The organism is Pseudomonas sp. AC242 (genome assembly GCF_979258655.1).
Genome location: NZ_OZ409873.1, coordinates 6,023,154 through 6,037,154 on the forward strand (window position 1 = coordinate 6,023,154; position 14,001 = coordinate 6,037,154).

The 14,001-nt window shown below is 58.6% G+C and carries 12 protein-coding genes; 10 read left to right on the forward strand and 2 right to left on the reverse strand.

The genetic code is table 11. The features are described 5' to 3' along the window. Positions 1–137: 137 nt before the first annotated feature. From ACZZ0A_RS27130 to ACZZ0A_RS27145, 4 genes are all read left to right on the forward strand, one after another. Complete coding sequence (locus tag ACZZ0A_RS27130) at positions 138–3,050, forward strand: aminotransferase (RefSeq protein ID WP_463543969.1); 2,913 nt, start codon at positions 138–140, stop codon at positions 3,048–3,050. A gap of 292 nt (positions 3,051–3,342) precedes the next feature. Then, on the forward strand, positions 3,343–4,221 hold the full coding sequence (gene aguB, locus ACZZ0A_RS27135) for an N-carbamoylputrescine amidase (RefSeq protein ID WP_095113946.1): 879 nt from the start codon (positions 3,343–3,345) through the stop codon (positions 4,219–4,221). Positions 4,222–4,226: 5 nt separating this feature from the next. Then, on the forward strand, positions 4,227–5,333 hold the full coding sequence (gene aguA, locus ACZZ0A_RS27140) for an agmatine deiminase (RefSeq protein ID WP_463543970.1): 1,107 nt from the start codon (positions 4,227–4,229) through the stop codon (positions 5,331–5,333). Positions 5,334–5,579: 246 nt separating this feature from the next. Continuing rightward, positions 5,580–5,792: a hypothetical protein gene (locus ACZZ0A_RS27145; RefSeq protein WP_007909115.1), complete on the forward strand. Its 213-nt coding sequence runs from the start codon at positions 5,580–5,582 to the stop codon at positions 5,790–5,792. A 187-nt stretch (positions 5,793–5,979) separates the two neighbouring features. On the opposite strand, the gene ACZZ0A_RS27150 is transcribed toward ACZZ0A_RS27145, so the two are convergent. Continuing rightward, positions 5,980–8,073 (reverse strand): TonB-dependent receptor, encoded by a 2,094-nt coding sequence (locus ACZZ0A_RS27150; RefSeq protein WP_463543971.1) that lies wholly within the window; start codon positions 8,071–8,073, stop codon positions 5,980–5,982. A gap of 254 nt (positions 8,074–8,327) precedes the next feature. Here ACZZ0A_RS27150 and ACZZ0A_RS27155 point away from each other — a divergent pair, with 254 nt between their 5' ends. From ACZZ0A_RS27155 to ACZZ0A_RS27180, 6 genes are all read left to right on the forward strand, one after another. Continuing rightward, entirely contained in the window at positions 8,328–8,996 is a 669-nt protein-coding gene (locus ACZZ0A_RS27155; protein ID WP_095113950.1) for a DsbA family protein, read from the forward strand. 297 nt (positions 8,997–9,293) lie between these two features. Further along, positions 9,294–10,580 (forward strand): OprD family porin, encoded by a 1,287-nt coding sequence (locus ACZZ0A_RS27160; RefSeq protein ID WP_007909120.1) that lies wholly within the window; start codon positions 9,294–9,296, stop codon positions 10,578–10,580. A gap of 232 nt (positions 10,581–10,812) precedes the next feature. After that, positions 10,813–11,559 carry a 2OG-Fe dioxygenase family protein gene (locus ACZZ0A_RS27165; RefSeq protein WP_007909122.1) on the forward strand — a complete coding sequence of 249 codons (747 nt, stop codon included), beginning with the start codon at positions 10,813–10,815 and terminating at the stop codon, positions 11,557–11,559. Positions 11,560–11,638: 79 nt separating this feature from the next. Beyond that, on the forward strand, positions 11,639–12,016 hold the full coding sequence (locus tag ACZZ0A_RS27170) for a GNAT family N-acetyltransferase (protein ID WP_007909123.1): 378 nt from the start codon (positions 11,639–11,641) through the stop codon (positions 12,014–12,016). Next, positions 12,013–12,729, forward strand: coding sequence for an AzlC family ABC transporter permease (locus ACZZ0A_RS27175; protein ID WP_007909125.1), 717 nt, complete (start codon positions 12,013–12,015; stop codon positions 12,727–12,729). The genes ACZZ0A_RS27170 and ACZZ0A_RS27175 overlap by 4 nt, the downstream gene beginning before the upstream one ends. After that, entirely contained in the window at positions 12,708–13,025 is a 318-nt protein-coding gene (locus ACZZ0A_RS27180) for an AzlD domain-containing protein (RefSeq protein WP_007909127.1), read from the forward strand. Before ACZZ0A_RS27175 ends, ACZZ0A_RS27180 begins: the two co-directional genes overlap by 22 nt. Here the strand turns inward: ACZZ0A_RS27180 and ACZZ0A_RS27185 are convergent. After that, positions 12,942–13,868, reverse strand: coding sequence for a LysR family transcriptional regulator (locus tag ACZZ0A_RS27185; protein ID WP_007909129.1), 927 nt, complete (start codon positions 13,866–13,868; stop codon positions 12,942–12,944). The two genes, ACZZ0A_RS27180 and ACZZ0A_RS27185, sit on opposite strands and share 84 nt — an antisense overlap. Positions 13,869–14,001: the final 133 nt, after the last annotated feature.

A 14,001-nucleotide genomic window follows, 5' to 3' on the forward strand; every position in this document is an offset into this window, starting at 1 on the left:
CGACATTCTTGCGCAAAGTGCTGGAGGGCGCGAGTGCAGGAAGACAAATAGCCCTGACGCCTTTTCGTGGATGGGGGTTGCGGATCCTGCCAAGCAATGGCGATATAGGCGCCTAATAAAATTTCAGGGGTCGTTTCATGCCGCTCGCCACGTTGATTCATCGCGCCAGTTTGCCCAGCCCGCAGGTTTCTGCAGAGCAGGCCCAGCAATGGCTGGCGGAGCATTACGGGCTCAGCGGCAGGCTGCAGGCGCTCGGCAGCCAGCAGGATCTGAATTTTCGCGTCGACAGTCCGCGCGGTCGGTTCGTGCTGAAAATCTGCCGTGGCGATTACGCTCTGGTGGAGCTGCAAGCCCAGCATGCCGGCCTCAAGTACCTGGCCGAGCACTCGGCGGTGACGGTGCCACGGGTGATCGCGGCCAATAATGGCGAGGATCTGCTGTCACTCGAGGTCGGCGGCGAAGCCGTCCATGTGCGGCTGCTGGATTACATCGAGGGCCAGCCGCTCACGCATCTTGATCACTTGGGGCGCGACGTAGTGGCGGGGTTTGGCCGGCTCTGCGGTGAGATGGATCTGGCGCTGGCCGGTTTCGATCATCCGGGCCTTGAGCGCACGTTGCAATGGGATGCGCGCCACGCCAGTGCTCTGATCAGCCATCTGCTGCCGGTGATCAAGGACGAGCAGCAACGCACATTGATCGCCGAGGCCGCCGCTCAGGCCGAGCGCCGTTTGCAGCCGTTGCTGGACAAGCTGCCGGTGCAGGCGATTCACATGGACATCACCGATGACAACGCCGTCTGGGCGCGCGATGCCCAGCGTCACTGGCAGTTGCAGGGCGTGATCGACTTTGGCGATCTGGTGCGCACCTGGCGCATCACCGATCTGTCAGTGACGTGTGCGGCGTTGCTGCATCACGCTGGTGGTGATCCGTTTGTCATCCTGCCGGCGGTGCAGGCCTACCACGCGGTCAACCCACTGCAACACGAAGAGTTGCAAGCGCTGTGGCCTTTGATTGTGGCGCGCGCGGCGGTGCTGGTGCTCAGTGGCGAGCAGCAAGTCAGCATCGACCCGGCGAATACGTACAGCCGGGACAACCTTACCCACGAGTGGGAGATTTTCCGCGTGGCGACATCGGTGCCTCAGGCGTTGATGGAGGCGGCGATTCTGGCGGCGGTGGGACAGGCTTTGCCGGCGATTGAGAGTGAAGGTTTTGCGCCATTGTTGCCCGGTCTGGTCGGACGCGAATTTGCGCTGATCGATCTTGGCGTGCTGAGTCCGCATTTCGACGCTGGCAATTGGGAGCAGGAGGGTATCGACCAGCGCCTGCTGACTGAAGCGGCTGTGGCGCATGGTTTGGCGGCGAGCCGTTATGGTCAGTACCGTTTGTCGCGCACTCGTCCCGACAGTGCCGTTGAACCGGACACCTTCCCGCTGCACGTGGAATTGCGCGTACCCGATGGCAGCGCCGTGGAGGCGCCGTTCGCAGGCGTCGTGCATCAGGCCGCAGACGGTGTGCTGCAACTCGATGGCCCGCAACTCAGCCTGCGGCTGTGGGGCGTGACACCGTCGCTGCACAGCGGCGCGGCGCTGGTCAAAGGTCAGGTGCTGGGTGCGGTCAGCGGCCCGTTGCGGGTGCAGTTGTGTCGGGGCGCGCAGCTCGATGCACCGTTGTTTTGCACCCCGGCGCAAGCAGCGGCTTGGCAGGCGCTGTGCCCATCGCCGGCCGCATTGTTGGGGCTGGCCTGCGATGCCGAACCGGAGCTGGACGCGAAAACCCTGCTCGAACGCCGCGATGCCAGTTTCGCCCGTACCCAGAAACACTACTACGTCGATCCGCCGCGCATCGAACGTGGCTGGCGCAATCACCTGATCGACATGCAGGGCCGCTCCTATCTGGACATGCTCAACAACGTGGCAGTGCTCGGTCACGGTCACCCGCGCATGGCGGCGGTCGCGGCGCGCCAATGGTCACTGCTAAACACCAACTCGCGGTTCAACTATGCGGCGGTGGCGGAGTTTTCCGAGCGCTTGCTGAAACTCGCGCCGGAAGGCATGGATCGGGTGTTTCTGGTCAACAGCGGCAGCGAGGCCAACGACCTGGCGATCCGTCTGGCGTGGGCTTACAGCGGCGGCCGCGACATGATCAGTGTGCTTGAGGCCTATCACGGCTGGACGGTCGGCGCCGATGCGGTATCGACCTCGGTCGCCGACAACCCGAAAGCCCTGGAAAGCCGCCCGGACTGGGTGCATCCGGTGCCTGCGCCAAACACCTATCGCGGTGAATTCCGAGGCCTCGATTCGGCGCCGGATTACGTGCGCAGCGTTGAGCATCACCTGGCAAAACTCGCCGAGCAGAAGCGCCAATTGGCCGGGTTCATCTGCGAGCCTGTGTATGGCAATGCCGGGGGCATCTCGCTGCCGCCGGGATATTTGAAACAGGTTTACGGGCTGGTGCGCGCGCAGGGCGGCGTGTGCATCGCCGACGAAGTGCAGGTCGGTTACGGGCGCATGGGCCATTTCTTCTGGGGCTTTGAAGAGCAGGGCGTGGTGCCGGACATCATTTGCATGGCCAAGGGCATGGGCAACGGTCAACCGCTGGGTGCAGTAATCACTCGCCGGGAAATCGCCGAAGCGCTGGAGGCCGAGGGCTATTTCTTCTCGTCGGCGGGTGGCAGCCCGGTGAGTTGCCAGATCGGCATGGCGGTGCTGGATGTGATGGAAGAAGAAAAGCTCTGGGAGAACGCGCAGGTGGTCGGTGGCCACTTCAAGGCGCGACTCGAAGCGCTGATCGATAAACATCCGCTGGTGGGCGCGGTGCACGGTTCCGGGTTCTATCTCGGGCTTGAGTTGATCCGCAATCGCGAGACGCTGGAGCCGGCGACCGAGGAGACGGTGTTGCTGTGTGATCGCCTGCGCGAGTTGGGGATTTTCATGCAGCCGACTGGGGATGATCTGAACATTCTCAAGATCAAGCCACCGATGGTGACGTCGCGTAAGAGTGTGGATTTCTTTGTCGACATGCTCGATCGGGTGCTCACCGAGGGCCTTTGACACTCACCCCATGTAGGAGCTGCCGAAGGCTGCGATCTTTTGATCTTGTTTTTCAAGAGCAAAATCAAGAGATCGCAGCCTTCGGCAGCTCCTCAGCGTTCTGGGGTTAATTCGATTTGTATCGGTATTTTGTGGGTAAAATTAGACGGAATGCATTTCTTTAGCTTCTAAAGCCGATATTTATCGGCTATAAAGTCGCCATTGCTCCGGCATGGCGATCTCATGTCCGGTGCGCGCATTTTTCTTTTCGGTCGAATTGTCGACCGTCAAAGCACTTGCCCGGAGATGATTCATGAGCCGTATCGTTACCGTTGCCGCCACCCAGATGGCCTGTTCGTGGGATCTGCAAGCCAACCTCGAAATCGCTGAACGGCTGGTGCGCGAAGCCGCCGCCAAAGGCGCGCAGATCATCCTGATTCAGGAGCTGTTCGAGGCGCCGTATTTCTGCCAGAAGCCGAACCCGGACTACCTGCAACTGGCGACGACGGTGGAAGACAACGTCGCGATCAAGCATTTCCAGAAAATCGCCAAGGAACTGCAAGTGGTGCTGCCGATCAGCTTTTACGAACTGGCCGGCCGTGCGCGCTTCAACAGCATCGCGATCATCGATGCCGACGGCAGCAACCTCGGGATTTATCGTAAAAGCCATATTCCCGACGGTCCGGGTTACCACGAGAAGTATTACTTCAACCCGGGCGACACCGGTTTCAAAGTGTGGAACACCCGTTACGCGAAGATCGGCGTGGGTATCTGCTGGGACCAGTGGTTCCCGGAAGCCGCGCGCAGCATGGCGCTGCAAGGTGCGGAAATCCTGTTTTACCCGACCGCAATCGGCAGCGAGCCGCACGACAAGAGCATCTCCTCGCGCGATCACTGGCAGCGGGTGCAGCAGGGCCACGCCGGCGCCAACCTGATGCCGCTGATCGCCAGCAACCGCATCGGCAATGAAGAACAGGACGGCTACGACATCACGTTCTACGGCTCTTCGTTCATCGCCAACCAGTTCGGCGAAAAAGTGCAGGAGCTGAATAAAACCGAAGAAGGTATTCTTGTGCACACTTTCAACCTCGACGAGCTCGAACACATTCGCAGCGCGTGGGGTTCATTCCGTGACCGCCGTCCGAACCTGTACGGTGCGTTGAAAACCCTCGACGGTTCCCTGGAGTCCTGATCCCGATGACCACCTTGAAAAGTACCCCGCGCGCCGACGGCTTTCACATGCCGGCCGAGTGGGCGCCGCAAACGCAGACCTGGATGATCTGGCCCGAGCGCCCGGACAACTGGCGTCTGGGCGGCAAACCGGCGCAAGCCGCACACGCTGCGGTGGCCAAAGCCATCGCACGCTTCGAACCAGTGACTGTGGCCGTGTCCGCCGGCCAATACGAAAACGCCCGCGCGCGCCTCGACGTACCGAATATCCGCGTGGTCGAGATGTCCAGCGATGACGCCTGGGTACGCGACAGCGGCCCGACTTTCGTCATCAACAACAGCGGCGAAGTGCGCGGTGTGAACTGGGACTTCAACGCTTGGGGCGGTTTCGACGGTGGTCTGTATTCGCCGTGGAATCGTGATTCGCAGGTCGGCGGCAAGATCCTCGAGATCGAGCGTAGCCCGCGTTATCGCACTGAAGGTTTTGTGCTCGAAGGCGGTTCGATTCACGTCGACGGCGAAGGCACGCTGATCACCACCGAAGAATGCCTGCTCAACCGCAATCGCAACCCGCACCTGGACCGCGAAGAAATCGAAGCGGTGCTCAGCGCCAATCTGTCTGTGGATAAAATCATCTGGCTGCCGGACGGTTTGTTCAACGACGAAACCGACGGCCATGTGGATAACTTCTGCTGTTACGTGCGTCCGGGCGAAGTGCTGCTGGCGTGGACCGACGATCCACAGGATCCGAACTACCCGCGCTGCCAGGCTGCGATGAAAGTCCTGCAAAGCAGCACCGATGCCAAAGGTCGCCCGTTCACGGTGCACAAAATGCCGATTCCGGGGCCGCTCTACGCGACCGAAGAAGAGTGCGATGGTGTCGACCCGGTGGACGGCACGCAGGAGCGTAATCCGTCCGTGCGCCTGGCCGGTTCCTACGTGAACTTTCTGATCGTCAATGGCGGCATCATCGCGCCGAGCTTCGACGATCCGATGGATGCCCCGGCCAGGGAAATTCTGCAGAAACTATTCCCGCAGCACGAAGTGGTGATGGTGCCGGGCCGCGAACTGTTACTGGGTGGCGGCAATATCCACTGCCTTACCCAACAGCAACCCGCACCCCACAAAGAGTGAGTTGAGTCGTAACAGCTTGAGTTGATTAACAAATCGGCCGAGCAGTGATTAGCTCGCTATGCATGTGAAGAAGCCCGCAGCCCGGTTGGATTGCGGGCTTCTTTGTATCCGCTTGTCGACAAATGCGAAACCTTGGCATAGCTCTTGTATTCATCACCCGTGCACTAGGGAGGGGGGAGAACTTCAACAGTTCTGTCATAAACCTTGGATAACTTAGCCGCTCATGAACGGGGAGAGAGCGCTGAAATGAACGCCGAAGTGAACGTAGTCAGCGAGCGGACGTTGCATCCCATGGCCGTTAACGGCGAATCGCTCCAGATTGTCGCGCACTGGTTGAAGTCCAATGGAACGCGTCAGATCAGGGAACCTGATCCGCGCCGGACGATGATCGAGCGTTACCCCGCTGGCCTGTTCAGCGAGGCCGAACTGGATGCATTGTGGGCTGTAATGGAAGGATAAGAAGAACAACAGGGATTGGTCAAAGCGCTGCCGGGATGGCGGCGCTTTTTTATGCACGACTGTTTTGGGAACACCCATTCAATGTGGGAGCGATCCTGCTCGCGAATGCGTCGGGTCAGTCGACATCGTCGTAACCTGATCCACCGCATTCGCGAGCAGGCTCGCTCCCACAGGGATTTGTGTGAAATCAGAAGCTGTAGGTGCCGGTCATCACGACGCTACGCGGCGCACCCGGTTGAATCTGATACTGGCTGGTTGCCGATGCGTAGTACTCACGATCGGTGATGTTGTTCAGCGCCGTGCGCAAATCCCAATCCTTGAAGCGGTAACCGACCAGTGCATCCCAGCGACCATAACCCGGCAGCACGGTGGTGTTGGCGTTATCGGCATAGCGTTGGCCAACCAGGGTCAGACCGGTTTCACCGTACCAGCCCATCTCCGGTTTCCAGGTCAGGAACAGGCTGCCGTTGTGCTTGGCGACGTTGTTGATGCGTTTGCCTTCCAGGCCGTTGTTGTCCTTCTCGATCTTCGCATCCTGCATACCGACGCCACCGCGCATGTACCAGTTGCCGACGATGTTACCGGTGGCGGTCAACTCGATCCCGCGCGATCGTTGCAGACCGGACATGACGGTCAGGGTCGGGTCGTTTGGATCGGTGGTGCGGCGGTTGTAGAGCTCCAGGTCATAGATCGCCAGCGTGGTGCTCAAGCGGTCATCGAACCAGTCGCTCTTCACGCCGATTTCTTTCTGCTTGGTCAGCTCAGGACTGAGGTCGTTGGTGTTGCCGGCCGCACCCGGGGTGATGCCGATCAAGCCACCACCCACGGGCGAAAACGTCTTCGACCACGAAGCGTAGAACGAGTGGTTCTGCAACGGCGTCCAGACCAGGCCGACGCGCGGGCTGGTGCTGTGGCTGTCGCGGTCTTCGGAGATGTTACGCAGCTTGTTGGTCGACTCGATGTCGAAGGTGTCGTAACGCAAACCGCCAAGCAGTTGCCACTGATCGTTCAGGCGCAGTTGATCCTGCACGTAGACCGCACGGCTTTCGACTTCGGTGTGGCTGCTGCTGGAAACCTGCATGGCTCCTGTGTGGCGCAGATTGCGGTTGGGGTTGTAGAGGTCGAGCGACGGCACGGGCTGCGCGCCCGGCGTTCTGCCGGTAGCGGCGTTGTACAGTGTCGGATCGCGGCGCTGGCTGCCGATCTCGATGCCGGTGAGCAGGCGATGTTCAAGGCCGAAGGTATCGAAACCGCCTTCCAGCTCGAGGTTGTTGTAGACGTTGCGGGTGGTCAGATCCTGCTGCCAGTGCTGGCGCGTGACCTTATTGGTCGCCGGCGTGTAACCGGTGAGGTAGGTGTTGTCGAAATCACTGTCGAGCTTGAACACGCCGAGGGTCTGGCGCAGTTGCCAGTTGTCGTTGATCTCGTAGCTGAGTTTGGAGCGCAGCGATTGCGACTTGTCGTCAATGAAATCGTGATCGTTGCCGTAGGTGGTGTCACGACCGACATCGGCCGGGCGCCCGTTGACGCCGGGAATGCCGCGATCTGGCGTGCGGTTGTAGCGGCTGTATTCGTATTGCACCAACCAGTTCAGGTCCGGCGTCAGTTGCCAGCTCATCGACGGCGCGAACAGTTGGCGGTTGCCACTGACACCGTCACGGAAGCTGTTTTCATCCATGTTGCCCATGTTCAGGCGCAGGCTGATGTTTTCGCTCGGGTCGGTGCTGAGGTCGGCGTAAAGACTGCGCAAATCTTCGCTGCCACCCTGGGCTTCGATGGTCGAGCGTCGGCCGAACTCGGGCATTTTGCTCACGCGGTTGACGATCCCGCCCTGACTGCCCCGACCGTACAGCACGGCGGCCGGGCCTTTGAGCACTTCGACGCGTTCGATGTTGTGCAGGTCGCGCTTGTATTGGCTGTCGTCGCGAATGCCGTCGAGATAGAAATCGTTGCTGGCATCGAAACCGCGAATGCGCAGGCTGTCGAAACGGGTGTCGGCGCTGCTGCTGACGTTGGGCATGCCGCTCAACGCGTCGCCGATATCATTGGTGCCGTAGTTGGCGACGTTCGCGGTCTTGATCGAATCGATCGCCTGCGGCACGTAGCGCACCGGGGTTGAGGTGCGGGTTGCGGTGTTGCTGAGCTTCACGCGCGGGTCATCGGCTTGCGCTTCGGCGCTGATCGCGGTGGCGGGTAACTCGGTCGCGGAGTAGGCAAAACCACTGGACAGAAAAACAGAAAGCCCAAGGGTGACGGGCGTAAGACGGAACGGGGCAGGCATTTAACAGCGCATCCGAAAGGGTGGAAGAATTCGATCGCGCGAATGGTAATGCTTTGCATTTACTTCCGTTAATTATTCCTTATAAGTTCCCTGATCTGATTGTTTCAATTTGTGTCGCCTTCGACACAATCTGCTTGAACCGCAATTTGACCGATTCATGAAACAGACTGAAAGCCATTCTGGCGTTTTTCCGCAAGAGTGCGGGCACTAATCTGCCGCCATCGATTTCCCTCACTTTTTGCCGGAGTTTTCCCATGATCCTTCATTACGTCTACGACCCGTTATGCGGCTGGTGTTACGGCGCCAAGCCGCTGGTGGAAGCGGCGCAGGCAGTGCTGCCAGTGATCGCGCATGCCGGGGGAATGATGAGTGGCGCCAATCGCCAGCGCGTTTCGCCACAACTGCGCAATTACGTCATGCCCCACGACCGACGCATTGCCGAGTACACAGGCCAGCCTTTCGGCGAGGCCTATTTCGACGGTTTGCTGCGAGATCAATCGGCCGTGTTCGATTCGACGCCACCGATTGCTGCGGTCATGGCGGCCGAAGCCATCGACCGAGGCGGTCTGCGCATGTTGGGGCGGTTGCAGAGCGCGCACTATGTGGAAGGGCGACGCATTGCCGATTCAGCCGTGCTGTTGGAATTGGCGATGCAGATGGGCTATGCGCAGGACGATTTCCACATTGCGTTTGAGTCCGTTGATAGCGAGAGGCACGTAAAAGCCAGTCGCCAGTTTTTGGCGCAATTGGGCGGCCAGGGTTTTCCGACCATGGCTCTGGAGCAGGATGGCACATTCCAATTGATCGACATTAGTCCGTGGCTGGGCAAGCCGCAGGCATTTGCCGATTGGTTACAACAGGCAATCGTCCTCGATGAAAGCGGTAAATCTTCTGCATTTTGTTCTATTGATGGTTGCGCCTGATACGCACTGGATTCACTGGCTGTGTGCATTTCCCAGCAAGGAGTCAGCGCAAAATTTACGTTTCTTAGACGATTTTTACCTATTTAAAGACGATTCTTGAAATTGACACATTGTTCAGGGCGCGGCTACGATTCGACCCAACGCCTGTGGCCAACCGCCATGACTCAAAATAAGGAGCAGGCCCGTCATCACGTTACCGTGGGCGGGCCTTTTTGTTTCGGGGTGAATAAAAGAGTGCAAAAGCGCCGTTTCCGCCGTTCGACACAGCGCGTTTCAACCCGTAATAAGGAAAACAAAATGTTGAACAAGCGAATCAGTCTGATCGCACTGGGGATGTTGAGCGCCACTCAGGCCATGGCTAACGACCAGGCCGAGTCCAAGGGTTTTGTTGAAGACAGCAGCCTCAAAGTGCTGCTGCGCAATGCCTACATCAATCGTGATTACAAAGACGGCAACAAAGACAAAGCCGAGTGGGGCCAAGCGGCCATCGGTACGTTCTCGTCCGGCTTCACCCAAGGCACCGTGGGTGTCGGTGTCGACGCTTTCGGTCTGTACGCACTGCGTCTGGACGGCGGCAAGGGCCGTAGCGGCGCCGGTGGTATCGATTTCTTCAAGCAGGAAAATGACGGTCGCGCGAACCATGACATAGCCAAGGGCGGTGCCGCGGTGAAGTTCCGCTTCTCCAACACTGTGTTGACCTACGGCGACCAGATGCCGGCCCTGCCAGTGCTGAGCTACGACAATGTGCGCCTGCTGCCGGAAAGCTACACCGGTACCCTGATCACTTCTAAAGAGATCAAAGGCCTGGAACTGAACGCCGGTCGTTTCACCGCCGAATCGCGCAAGAGCGACGAAGGCCGTGACAGCGGTGGTCTGAAGTCGATCAACGTGTTGGGCGGTAGCTACCAGTTCACTGAAAACTTCAAAGGCGCGCTCTACGCGTCCGACGTCGAAGACGTATTGAAGAAACAATACGTGAACGCCAACTACGTGTTGCCGTTCAACAAGGATCAGTCGCTGACCCTGGACTTCAACGGTTACCGCACCAAGCTGGACAACTCTTATGTCCGCGAAAACGGGGTAACTGGCGACGACAACAAGATCTGGAGCCTGGCCGCAACCTTCGCTACCGGTCCGCACTCGTTCACCGTGGCGCACCAGCGTTCCACCGGCGACAGCAACCTCGGTTATGCCTACGGCGGTTACCAGAAAGATCAAGGTCGTGTTGGTGACGGCGGTAACTCCATCTACCTGGCCAACTCCTACTGGTCCGACTTCAACGCTGAAGACGAACGCAGCTGGCAGCTGGGCTATGGCCTGGATTTCGGCGCATTCGGCGTACCGGGTCTGAGCTACAACTTCGCTTACGTGCGTGGCGACAACATCACCACCTCCACCAGCGAAGGCGGCACCGAGCGCGAGATCTTCAACCAGTTCAAATACGTCGTGCAGTCTGGCCCGGCCAAAGACCTGAGCGTGAAATTGCGCAGCTCGATCCTGCGTGTTTCGCAGAAATCCAGCGAGTACAACGTCAGCGGTAACGAACTGCGTGTATTCGTGGACTACCCGATCAACATCTTCTGATGCCTGATCAAGTGTAAGAAACATGAGAAAAACCCCGACTGGTTCGGGGTTTTTTTTCGACGGTTTTTCGATGAAAACCGGAAAAAACCTGTGTTTTTGTCATGTAAAAGTTGTTTTTAAGTGGCTGTAAACGCCGTTTCAAACAGGGCTTTAAATGCCTGAAATTCTTTCTCATGGACGCAATTTCTCCACCTAATAGATTAGGCCGCTCAACGCAGCGGAGAATTTGGTAATGATCGTTTTGAACAGAGAAGTGGGCGAATCGCTACGGCGCGACAAATATGTCAACGTCCAGGGTGGTGACTTCAATCTCTACGGTCATTTTGCCGACTTCGTCAGACTGACCAAAAGTTGGGAAAACATGGAGCCTGACAGTTACTACGGTCAGGCCGAAGCCGGCATGCGTTACCGTCGTTACAGCGACTTTGAGTACAACCCGAAAACCCGCGAGCTCAAGCAACTCGAACATCGCGCCTACGTGCAGTCGAAAGAGAACAACGCCTATGTCGGCGGCCTCGTGCGACACTTTCAGGACTTCTCCGACGAAGTGATTACTTCACCGGTGATGCGCAGCCTGATCGACACCGATTTCGAAGTGTACAAAAGCGTATTGCCGGAAGAGCTGCACGATGAAATCTGGCAGTGCCAGATCCATCAGATCCGCATCGAGATCAAACCCGGCAAACAACTGGAAATCACCCCTGAAGGCATTCACTGCGACGGCTATCCGTTCAGCGGTGTGCACTTCTGGGGCCGCAATAACGTCGAGGGTGCGGAGAGTCGTCTGTACGACATCCACGAGCATCAACTGGCGTCGACCACTTACCAGGAAATTCTCGACACCACCTACTTCCTCGATCGCGATATGCGCCACTACGTGACCCCGGCCCGCAACCCGCACACTCATGCGATGGCGTACCGGCAGATTCTGGCGATTTCCTTCTCGCGGCCCGGGACCGCTTTCGACATTGTTCGCTAATCAGATCACCCCAATCGATGGCGTCGAATGCTCGACGCCGGTGGTGCTGCGACGCGCCACGGCCAAGGATGCGCAGCGCATGGAGCGCTTCTTCCGCCAGTTCGACGAAGTGTCCTTCTGCGAATGGCAGGACGCCAAGTGCCTGCGCGGCGTGCTGATCCAGAAAACCACCACGGCCTATCTCGCCTTCGACATCGCCGGCGAAATCGTCGGCGCGGTGCTCGGCGGCATGCTCGGCAGTCGCGGCACCATCAATCATCTGGCCGTCAGCCCGCGCTATCGCAGCCAGGGCGTCGGTCAACGTCTGGTTGAAGCGGCGTCTTCCGACATGAAGCGTGTCGGTGTGTTGCGGATGTTTCTGTTCGTTGACGATGCTAACCTCGCGGGCAAGCGATTCTGGACTGCCCAGGGTTTTTGCGAGCCTCATGGCGAACGGACATTTGAGAGGGATCTATGAATGAAACGTCCGGCAGTGCGCCGCTGATGGCTGCCCATCAGCCATCGCGCACGTTTGCCGAAGCCAGCCCGGTCGTCGCCGGCTACTTCACGGTGTCATTCGTGTTCGGGCTGATGGCCGTCAACGCAGGCTTGCCAATGTGGCTGCCGGTGGCGATGTGTTTGTTCGTGTATGCCGGCGCTTCGCAATTCGCCGCATTGGCGCTGATCTCAAGTGGAGCGTCGCTGACCACCATTGTACTGACCACGTTCCTGATCAACGCGCGACACATGCTGATGTCGGTGTACATGGCCAAGGCCCTGCGCGCGCTCGGTTTGAGTCGCATGGAGCGTTGGGCCTATGCCGGTGGCCTGACGGATGAATCCTTCGCTTTCCACAGCGTTAAACTCGGCACGGGTGCCCCGGTCAATGTGCGTTATCTGATCGGCTTCAATCTGTTCTGCCACACCTCGTGGGTGCTCGGCGGTTTGCTTGGCGCGGTTTGCGCGCAGTACGCGGCGCACCTGATCAAATATCAGCTCGACTACGCCCTGACGGCGATGATGCTCTACGTGCTGGTGTCGCTGTGCAACACGCGCAACAAACTCATCGCCGCCGCTGCTGCCGTGCTGTGCATGGGCGCGCTGAGCTTGGTCGGCAGTTCGCCGTTCAATGTGTTTATCGCCACGTTTGTGGGCTGCGGAGTGGGTGTATGCCTGACCAAACGTTCCTGATTCTGGTGGTCGCGCTGATGATGGCCGTGACTTTCCTGCCACGCGCCTTGCCCCTGCAAGTCAACACCGAGCACTGGCCGCCGTTTATTGCACGGGCGCTGGAATACCTGCCGGTGGCGATCGTCGCTGCGATCAGCCTGACACCCTTATTGATCAAGGATCAGCACATACAGCTCGATCGCCCGGAATTCTATGCCGCGATTCCGACGTTGCTATGTGCGTATTTCAGCAAAAACCTCTTTCTCAGTGTGGCGGTTGGGACGGCTGCGTACATTGCGCTCGGCTCGTTCATGTAACGGCAGATCGACGACGTCGCTCAACGCCTGATTGGACAATTCCGGATTGTTCACTGCCAGGCGCACTTCGAGGAAATCCTCGAACCCGGGGAAAATCGTCAGGCCGTTCTTTTGCGCGGCCTCACGCGAAACCATGCCGACCGCGTCCATCTGCGTGATCAGCGACAGCGTCAGGGTCTCGCTGCACGAATAGACCATGCGCTGACCGTTCTCGTGATTGCCCAGCCCGGCGTCGAGAAAACGCAAAAAGCTGTGGGAATACGGACAATCTTCTGCAGGACGTACCTGGAACTTGTTGCCCAGCAAGGTCAGCGGATCATTCTCCTGACCGCAATGCGCACCGACCACCTGCACCTGCACATCCGGCAAGACAATGCTCGGTAAACCTGGCCGCTGCGGACCGATCAGCACCGCCAGGTCGAAGTCTTCATTCTTCAGCTTACTGAGGTTTTCCATCGACTCGGCGTAGCTGAACTCCATCTGATAATCGGGAAACACCTCGATCAGGCGCCCGATCATTCGCCGGTTGAAGTCAGTTGATAAGGTGTTGTTCAACGCAACCTTCAACGTCCGCTGCCCCGGCACTTTCAGCGCCTCGACCTTTTCTTCCATCTGTCGCGTGGCAATCAGCACTTTGTCCATATACGGCGTCAGCTCAGTGCCTTGCGGCGTCAGCGTCAGCCCTTTGTTGGAACGTCGAAACAAGCGGAAACCGAACTGCTCTTCGACCTTGTTCAACTGCGCGGCCAGCGCCTGCACGGTCAGGCACGAATGCTCGGCTGCGGCCGACAAAGAGCCGGTCTGCACGATGCGCATGAGGTTGCGTAAGGTTCTGCTATCCATGGGTAATGCCCTCTGAAGTGGGCTGGGTATTGTTGTTTACGAGACTGCCGGTCAGGCGCCATATGCTGGCTATATTCCTGTACCTGAGCATAGTTGTCGCGGGTTTAGTAGCGAATTGATGCCCCCGCCGATG

What these genes read in the sequence shown, in the direction of transcription:
- aguB (WP_095113946.1), top strand. Translation starts at nt 3,343, where the DNA reads ATGAGCCGTATCGTTACCGTTGCCGCCACCCAGATGGCCTGTTCGTGG.
- ACZZ0A_RS27150 (WP_463543971.1), bottom strand. Translation starts at nt 8,073, where the DNA reads ATGCCTGCCCCGTTCCGTCTTACGCCCGTCACCCTTGGGCTTTCTGTT.
- ACZZ0A_RS27185 (WP_007909129.1), bottom strand. Translation starts at nt 13,868, where the DNA reads ATGGATAGCAGAACCTTACGCAACCTCATGCGCATCGTGCAGACCGGC.
- ACZZ0A_RS27175 (WP_007909125.1), top strand. Translation starts at nt 12,013, where the DNA reads ATGAATGAAACGTCCGGCAGTGCGCCGCTGATGGCTGCCCATCAGCCA.
- ACZZ0A_RS27160 (WP_007909120.1), top strand. Translation starts at nt 9,294, where the DNA reads ATGTTGAACAAGCGAATCAGTCTGATCGCACTGGGGATGTTGAGCGCC.
- ACZZ0A_RS27145 (WP_007909115.1), top strand. Translation starts at nt 5,580, where the DNA reads ATGAACGCCGAAGTGAACGTAGTCAGCGAGCGGACGTTGCATCCCATG.
- ACZZ0A_RS27170 (WP_007909123.1), top strand. Translation starts at nt 11,639, where the DNA reads ATGGAGCGCTTCTTCCGCCAGTTCGACGAAGTGTCCTTCTGCGAATGG.
- ACZZ0A_RS27180 (WP_007909127.1), top strand. Translation starts at nt 12,708, where the DNA reads ATGCCTGACCAAACGTTCCTGATTCTGGTGGTCGCGCTGATGATGGCC.
- ACZZ0A_RS27165 (WP_007909122.1), top strand. Translation starts at nt 10,813, where the DNA reads ATGATCGTTTTGAACAGAGAAGTGGGCGAATCGCTACGGCGCGACAAA.
- ACZZ0A_RS27130 (WP_463543969.1), top strand. Translation starts at nt 138, where the DNA reads ATGCCGCTCGCCACGTTGATTCATCGCGCCAGTTTGCCCAGCCCGCAG.
- aguA (WP_463543970.1), top strand. Translation starts at nt 4,227, where the DNA reads ATGACCACCTTGAAAAGTACCCCGCGCGCCGACGGCTTTCACATGCCG.
- ACZZ0A_RS27155 (WP_095113950.1), top strand. Translation starts at nt 8,328, where the DNA reads ATGATCCTTCATTACGTCTACGACCCGTTATGCGGCTGGTGTTACGGC.